Source organism: Microbacterium sp. (genome assembly GCF_035277845.1).
Taxonomy (GTDB): Bacteria; Actinomycetota; Actinomycetes; order Actinomycetales; family Microbacteriaceae; genus Microbacterium.
This window is the reverse complement of record NZ_DATEJS010000132.1, coordinates 1-6,436: the sequence shown is the minus strand read 5'-3', so window position 1 is coordinate 6,436 and position 6,436 is coordinate 1. Positions and strand designations below refer to the sequence as shown.

The following is a 6,436-nucleotide window of genomic DNA, read 5'->3' as shown; positions in this document are numbered from 1 at the left end:
ACCCGAGCGGCAGGTACCCGACGAACGCGCCGCGGCCTTCGGCCTCGGCGGCATCCAGGGCGTCGGCGATGCGGCTCATGCTCCGGCTCCCTGGGAGTCGTCGTCGTACAGGTGGAAGTAGCGCGCGGCGGTGTCCATGTCCTTGTCGCCGCGACCGGACAGGCACACCGCGATCACGGCGTCCGGGCCGAGCTCGCGGCCGATGCGCAGCGCCCCGGCGAGGGCGTGCGCGGACTCGACGGCGGGGATGATGCCCTCGGTGCGGCTGAGCAGACGCAGAGCCTGCATGGCCTCGTCGTCGGTGGCGGGGATGTAGTCCGCGCGCCCGATCGAGGCGAGCCAGGAGTGCTCCGGGCCGACGCCCGGGTAGTCCAGCCCCGCGGAGATCGAGTGCGACTCGATCGTCTGGCCGTCCTCATCCTGCAGCACGTACGTCTTCGCGCCGTGCAGGATGCCCGGCCGGCCCCGCTCGATGGATGCGGCATGCTTGTCCGTGTCGACGCCGTCACCGGCCGCCTCCACGCCGTAGAGCCTCACGCCGGGGTCGTCGAGGAACGCGTCGAACATGCCGATCGCGTTCGAGCCGCCGCCGACGCAGGCGATCACCGCATCCGGCAGCCGTCCGACCTCGTCCAGCAGCTGGGCGCGCGCCTCTTCGCCGATGACCTTCTGGAAGTCGCGCACCATCGCCGGGAACGGGTGCGGGCCGGCGGCCGTGCCGAAGATGTAGTTCGTGGTCTCCACCGACGCCACCCAGTCCCGGTAGGCGTCGTTGATGGCGTCCTTCAGGGTGCGGGACCCGGTCTTCACCGCGACCACCTCGGCGCCGAGCAGCCGCATGCGGGCCACGTTCAGCGCCTGCCGCTCGGTGTCGACCTCGCCCATGTAGATCGTGCAGTCCATCCCGAACAGCGCAGCGGCCGTGGCGGTGGCGACGCCGTGCTGGCCCGCACCCGTCTCCGCGATCACCCGCGTCTTGCCGAGGCGCTTGGTCAGAAGCGCCTGCCCGAGCACGTTGTTGATCTTGTGCGACCCGGTGTGGTTCAGGTCCTCGCGCTTGAGGAAGATCCGCGCTCCCCCGGCGTGCTCGGCGAACCGCGGCACCTCGGTGATGATCGATGGACGCCCGGCGTATGTGTCAAGCAGATGGCGGAACTCGGCGTGGAACGCCGGGTCGGCCATCGCCTGCTCGTACACCTCGGTGAGTTCGTCGATCGCCGCGATCAGCGATTCGGGCATGTAACGCCCGCCGAACTCGCCGAAGAACGGCCCGTGTGCGGCGCGGAGCGAGCCGATGTCGGCCGGCAGTCGCATGATCAGGCCTCCAGGAAGGATCGAAGTGTGGCGACGGGGTCGCCGGTCACGAGGGCTTCGCCGACCAGCACGGCATCCGCCCCGGCAGCCCGGTAGTGGGCGACGTCGGCGGGCGCGAGCACGGCGGACTCCGCGACCTTCACGGCATCCGCCGGGATGCGCTCGGCGAGCCGTCCGAACAGGTCGCGGTCCATGTCGAAGGTGGTGAGGTCGCGGGCGTTGACGCCGATGAGCCGGGCGCCGAGTTCCGCGGCGCGGTCCACCTCGTCGGCGGAGTGCGCCTCGACGAGCGCGGTCATGCCGAGCTCTCCGATGAGGCCGTAGAGCTCGGCGAGCACCGGCTGCTCGAGCGCCGCGACGATGAGCAGCACGAGGTCGGCCCCGGATGCCCGGGCTTCGAACACCTGGTACGGCGTGGCGATGAAGTCCTTGCGCAGCACGGGAAGCGCGACCCGGGCCTTGACGGCCTCGAGGTCGGCGAGGCTGCCCTTGAAGCGGCGGCCCTCGGTGAGCACCGAGATCGCCGACGCCCCGCCCTGCTCGTACAGGCCGGCGAGGTGGGCGGGGTCGGGGATGCCGGCTAGGTCGCCGCGCGACGGGCTCGCGCGCTTGACCTCGGCGATCACCTTGACCCGGTCGCCGGGGGCGAGGAATGCGAGGGCGTCACGGGCGGCAGCCTGTGCGAGGGCGTCGCGCTCGACGTCGGACAGAGACCGGGTCAACTCGCGCTGCGCGGCATCCTCGACCGCGCCGTCGGTGAGATCGGCGAGGAGGTTCAATGCTCTTTGGGCTGGTACTTCGGGCCGTTGACGCCGTAGCCGGCCTTCTTCATGACGAATCCGACGATCGCGCCGATGACGACGATCACGACCGAGATCCACACCAGCACGGGCATCTCAAGGTAGAAGAACAGGGTGCCGAGCGAGACGCCGGCGAGCATGATGATGACCATCGCCCAGGCGGCGGGCGAATGTCCGTGGCCGGGGTCTGCGATGGGGTTCGACATGGGGCTCCTTGAAGTGCAGGCTGGCGGGCGACATGCCCGGTGGCCAGTTTAGCGGGTCGGCACGCACCCCCTCCGGTGCGGGCGGCGCGTCCCGGTCAGCGACCGGAGTCGGTGGGGTCCTCGCCGCGGGACAGGTCGTCCCACGACTCCACCGCGTCGAGCGGGCCGGCGGAGGGCTGCCGGCCGGTCGCGTCGGTGCGGTAGCGGCGCCCGGTCGATCGCCAGCGCCGGGCGGTCGCGAGCACGAACACGCCGGTTGCGACGAGCACGAGCCAGAGGACGGCGGTGACGTAGGGCCACGGCGTGGCGACGTTCTGCGCGATGAGCTTCGCGACCGAGGCGTCGCCGGTGATGCCGGTCGCCGTGGTGACGACGCGGGCGACCGCGCCGACCGGGTGCGTGAACGCCACCGGCCAGGTCGTGACGATCAGAGCCGCGGCGATGACGACCTCGATGGCTCCGAACACGAATCTGAGCACGGTGCCGGCGATCGACAGCGCGGCGCCGAGCGCCAGCACCGCGAGGCTCAGCGGAGCCAGGATCGGCACCGCCGTGGAGCCCGGCACGCTGAGGCTGTGCGCCGCCGCGCCGGTGAGGTCGACGGTGAACCACGTCTGCGTGGACGCGATCACGCCCAGGGCGCCGCAGGCGAGGGTGAGGAGGACGGCGACCAGACGCGCGCGCGCCGCGCCCACGCGCCGCGAGGCGCCGGACGGCGCGGGGATCATGCGGTCCCGTCCGTCACGGCCGGCTCCAGGTCGACGGTGTCGAAGCACGTGCGCGTTCCGGTGTGGCAGGCCGCGCCGATCTGCTCGACCTGCAGCAGGACGGCGTCGCCGTCGCAGTCCAGGCGCGCACCGCGCACCAGCTGGATGTGCCCGGACGTGTCGCCCTTGCGCCAGTACTCCTGCCGGGACCGCGACCAGAAGGTGACCCGCCCCTCGGTGAGGGTGCGGCGGAGCGCCTCGGCATCCACCCAGCCCAGCATGAGCACCTCGAGGGTGTCCCACTGCTGCACGATCGCCGCGACCAGGCCCTGCCCGTTGAAGGAGACCTGCGCGATGCGCTGCTCGATCGACGCGGTCATGCGCGCACCTCGATCCCGTCGGCCGCGAGCGCCCGCTTGACGTCCCCGATGGTCATCTGGCCGGAGTGGAACACGGATGCCGCCAGCACGGCGTCGGCGCCCGCGTGCACGGCCGGGGCGAAGTGCGACACGTCGCCCGCTCCCCCAGAGGCGATCACCGGGACGCTCGAGATCTCGCGCATGAGCGCGGTGAGCTCGAGATCGAAGCCCACCTTGGTGCCGTCCGCGTCGATCGAGTTCACGAGCAGTTCGCCGGCACCGCGCTCGATGGCCTCACGCGCCCAGTCCAGGGCGTCGAGGTCGGTCTCGGTGCGGCCGCCGTGCGTCGTGACGACGAAGCCGGACTCGGTGCGGGGCGAGCGCTTCACGTCGAGGGAGAGCACGAGCACCTGGGCGCCGAACACGTCGGCGATCTCGTCGACGAGGTCCGGCCGGGCGATCGCCGCCGAGTTGACGCCCACCTTGTCGGCGCCGACCGACAGCAGCCGGGCGACGTCGTCGACGGAGCGGATGCCGCCCCCCACCGTCAGCGGGATGAAGACCTGCTCGGCGGTGCGGCGCACGACGTCGTAGGTCGTGGCGCGCTCCTCTACCGTGGCGGTGACGTCGAGGAAGGTCAGCTCGTCGGCGCCCTGGGCGAAGTACAGCGCGGCCAGCTCGACCGGGTCGCCCATGTCGCGCAGATTCTCGAAGTTCACGCCCTTGACGACGCGGCCGGCGGCCACGTCGAGACACGGGATGACCCGGGTGACGAGGGACATCAGAGCCTCGCGTTGTGGATCGCCGTCACGAGGATGGCGCGTGCGCCCAGCTCGTACAGGGCATCCATGGCGTGGTTGACCTCGCGCCGGGCGGACATGACGCGAACCGCCACCCACTCCGGGTCCCGCAGCGGGGAGATGGTCGGCGACTCGACGCCGGGGGCGATCGCGACGGCCTGCTCGACGAGGTGCGCCGGCAGGTCGTAGTCGATCATGACGTAGCGCCGCGCGACCATCACGCCGCGCAGCCGGCGGACGAACGTGTCGATGCCGTCGGCGTCGTGCGGGCCCTGGATGAGCACGGCCTCGGATTCGAGCAGCACCGGCCCGAAGATCTCCAGCCCCGCCTGACGCAGGGTGGTGCCGGTCGAGACCACGTCGGCGACGGCATCCGCGACACCGAGCTGCACGGCGGATTCGACCGCGCCGTCCAGCGGCACGAGGTCGACGGCGATGCCGTGCTCGTCGAGGTACGAGTCCACCAGCCCCGGGTAGGCGCTCGCGACCCGCAGACCCTGCAGATCGTGGAGCTCCCGGAAGCGGCCGGGAGGGCCGGCGAAGCGGAACGTGGACCCGGCGAAGCCGAGCGCCTCGATCTCGCGGGCCCGGCCGCGCGCGTCCAGCAGCAGGTCGCGACCGGTGATGCCGATGTCGAGCGCCCCTGAGCCCACGTACGTCGCGATGTCGCGCGGGCGCAGGTAGAAGAACTCGACGTCGTTGGCCTGGTCGGAGACGTACAGGTCTTTGGCGTCGCGTCGGCCGGTGTACCCGGCCTCGGACAGCATCTGGGCGGCGGTCTCGGCGAGCGAGCCCTTGTTCGGCACGGCAATGCGCAGCATGACGAAGTCTTTCGGTCAGAGAGGGGATGCGTTCACAGGTGGCGGTACACGTCCGCGAGGGACAGTCCCTTCGCATGCATGAGCACCTGCAGATGGTAGAGCAGCTGCGAGATCTCCTCGGCTGCGGCATCCGTCGACTCGTATTCGGCGGCCATCCACACCTCGGCCGCCTCTTCGACGATCTTCTTGCCGATCGCATGCACGCCCGCGTCGAACTCTGCAACAGTGCCGGATCCCTCCGGTCGCTCTGCGATCTTCACCGCGAGCTCGGCGAACAACTCGTCGAACGTCTTCACCTGTCCAGGGTACCGGGTCCGTCAGTGGCGATGCGCCGCGACCACGTCACGCAGCCCGGCGATGGCGGCATCCGGGTCGTCCGCGCCGAACACGGCGGAGCCCGCGACGAAGGTGTCCGCGCCCGCCTCGGCGGCCTGCGCGATCGTCGACTCGGCGATCCCGCCGTCGACCTGCAGCCACACGCTCGACCCGCGGCGCTTCGCCTCGTCGGACAATCGCCGCAGCTTCGGCATCATCTCGGGGATGAACGACTGGCCGCCGAAGCCGGGCTCCACGGTCATCACGAGGATCTGGTCGAAGTCGTCGAGCAGGTCGAACAGACCCTCGACGGGGGTCGCCGGCTTGACGGCGACGCCGGCACGGGCGCCGATGTCGCGCAGGCGCCGGGCGAGCGAGACCGGCTCGGCGGCCGCTTCGAGGTGGAAGGTGACCGATGCCGCGCCGAGCTCGGCGTAGCCGGGCGCCCACCGGTCGGGATTCGTGATCATGAGATGGACGTCGAGCGGAATGGGGCTCGTCTCCTGGATGCGCCTGACCATCTGGGTGCCGAAGGTGAGGTTCGGCACGAAGTGGTTGTCCATCACATCGACGTGCACGAAGTCGGCACCGGAGATCCGCGCCAGCTCGGACTGCATGTTGACGAAGTCGGCGGCGAGGATGCTCGGGTTGATGCGGATGTCGTCGGCCACAGCACCATTATGTCGGTGGTGCGACCGGACCCGCGTGCGTCGGGTGCCGCGCGGGTATCGTCGAGGGAGGCATCCAGCATCGACCGGGAGGCGAGAGCGAGATGAGCGACGAGACCGGCGCAGGCGGGCAGAGCCCGCGGCCCGACGAGGACATTCCGGCGACGCGGGCGGAAGCGGCGCTGCCGGCGCGACGCCGTCGTGTGGGACGGAGAGCCTGGATCGGCATCGTCGCGGCCCTGGTCGTGGTCGCCGCGATCCTGGTCACCGTCGTCGCCGTGACCGCGTCGACGCGCGCGCAGACGGCCCGGGCCGAGGCTGCGGCATCCGTCACGAAGTACCTGACGTCGGTGGCCCGGGGCGACGCCCGGTCGGCGCTCGGCGAGCTGTCGGACGCGTCGAAGCTCGATCGCACTCTCCTGACGGACGCCGCCCTGAAGGCGTCC

Annotated in this window: 10 protein-coding genes; 1 reads left to right on the top strand and 9 read right to left on the bottom strand. The window is 71.2% G+C overall.

Annotated features, from left to right (window positions below; translation table 11 throughout):
- Positions 1 to 75 precede the first annotated feature (75 nt).
- The 9 genes from trpB to rpe form a co-directional block, all read right to left on the bottom strand.
- Positions 76 to 1,314, bottom strand: coding sequence for a tryptophan synthase subunit beta (gene trpB, locus VJR25_RS05715; protein WP_324113445.1), 1,239 nt, complete (start codon positions 1,312 to 1,314; stop codon positions 76 to 78).
- A gap of 2 nt (positions 1,315 to 1,316) precedes the next feature.
- On the bottom strand, positions 1,317 to 2,093 hold the full coding sequence (gene trpC, locus VJR25_RS05710) for an indole-3-glycerol phosphate synthase TrpC (protein ID WP_324113443.1): 777 nt from the start codon (positions 2,091 to 2,093) through the stop codon (positions 1,317 to 1,319).
- On the bottom strand, positions 2,090 to 2,320 hold the full coding sequence (locus tag VJR25_RS05705) for a DUF6704 family protein (RefSeq protein WP_324113441.1): 231 nt from the start codon (positions 2,318 to 2,320) through the stop codon (positions 2,090 to 2,092). Before VJR25_RS05705 ends, trpC begins: the two co-directional genes overlap by 4 nt.
- A 95-nt stretch (positions 2,321 to 2,415) precedes the next feature.
- Positions 2,416 to 3,048, bottom strand: coding sequence for a Trp biosynthesis-associated membrane protein (locus VJR25_RS05700; RefSeq protein WP_324113438.1), 633 nt, complete (start codon positions 3,046 to 3,048; stop codon positions 2,416 to 2,418).
- The gene (gene hisI, locus VJR25_RS05695) at positions 3,045 to 3,407 is read right to left on the bottom strand and encodes a phosphoribosyl-AMP cyclohydrolase (protein WP_324113436.1); all 363 of its coding nucleotides are present in this window, start codon (positions 3,405 to 3,407) and stop codon (positions 3,045 to 3,047) included. Before hisI ends, VJR25_RS05700 begins: the two co-directional genes overlap by 4 nt.
- On the bottom strand, positions 3,404 to 4,168 hold the full coding sequence (gene hisF, locus VJR25_RS05690; protein WP_324113434.1) for an imidazole glycerol phosphate synthase subunit HisF: 765 nt from the start codon (positions 4,166 to 4,168) through the stop codon (positions 3,404 to 3,406). The genes hisI and hisF overlap by 4 nt, the downstream gene beginning before the upstream one ends.
- Positions 4,168 to 5,007 (bottom strand): ATP phosphoribosyltransferase, encoded by an 840-nt coding sequence (gene hisG, locus VJR25_RS05685; RefSeq protein WP_324113432.1) that lies wholly within the window; start codon positions 5,005 to 5,007, stop codon positions 4,168 to 4,170. Before hisG ends, hisF begins: the two co-directional genes overlap by 1 nt.
- Positions 5,008 to 5,039: 32 nt before the next feature.
- Positions 5,040 to 5,303: a phosphoribosyl-ATP diphosphatase gene (locus tag VJR25_RS05680; RefSeq protein WP_324113430.1), complete on the bottom strand. Its 264-nt coding sequence runs from the start codon at positions 5,301 to 5,303 to the stop codon at positions 5,040 to 5,042.
- Between the two features lie 21 nt (positions 5,304 to 5,324).
- Positions 5,325 to 5,993: a ribulose-phosphate 3-epimerase gene (gene rpe, locus VJR25_RS05675; protein ID WP_324113428.1), complete on the bottom strand. Its 669-nt coding sequence runs from the start codon at positions 5,991 to 5,993 to the stop codon at positions 5,325 to 5,327.
- A gap of 101 nt (positions 5,994 to 6,094) precedes the next feature.
- Between rpe and VJR25_RS05670 the strand changes: the two genes are divergently transcribed.
- On the top strand, positions 6,095 to 6,436 hold a 342-nt coding region (locus tag VJR25_RS05670; RefSeq protein WP_324113426.1), incomplete at its 3' end, for a hypothetical protein.

Coding starts and splice junctions, on each gene's coding strand:
- trpB (WP_324113445.1), bottom strand. CDS start 1,314: ATGCGACTGCCGGCCGACATCGGCTCGCTCCGCGCCGCACACGGGCCG.
- VJR25_RS05705 (WP_324113441.1), bottom strand. CDS start 2,320: ATGTCGAACCCCATCGCAGACCCCGGCCACGGACATTCGCCCGCCGCC.
- VJR25_RS05700 (WP_324113438.1), bottom strand. CDS start 3,048: ATGATCCCCGCGCCGTCCGGCGCCTCGCGGCGCGTGGGCGCGGCGCGC.
- hisI (WP_324113436.1), bottom strand. CDS start 3,407: ATGACCGCGTCGATCGAGCAGCGCATCGCGCAGGTCTCCTTCAACGGG.
- hisF (WP_324113434.1), bottom strand. CDS start 4,168: ATGTCCCTCGTCACCCGGGTCATCCCGTGTCTCGACGTGGCCGCCGGC.
- hisG (WP_324113432.1), bottom strand. CDS start 5,007: ATGCTGCGCATTGCCGTGCCGAACAAGGGCTCGCTCGCCGAGACCGCC.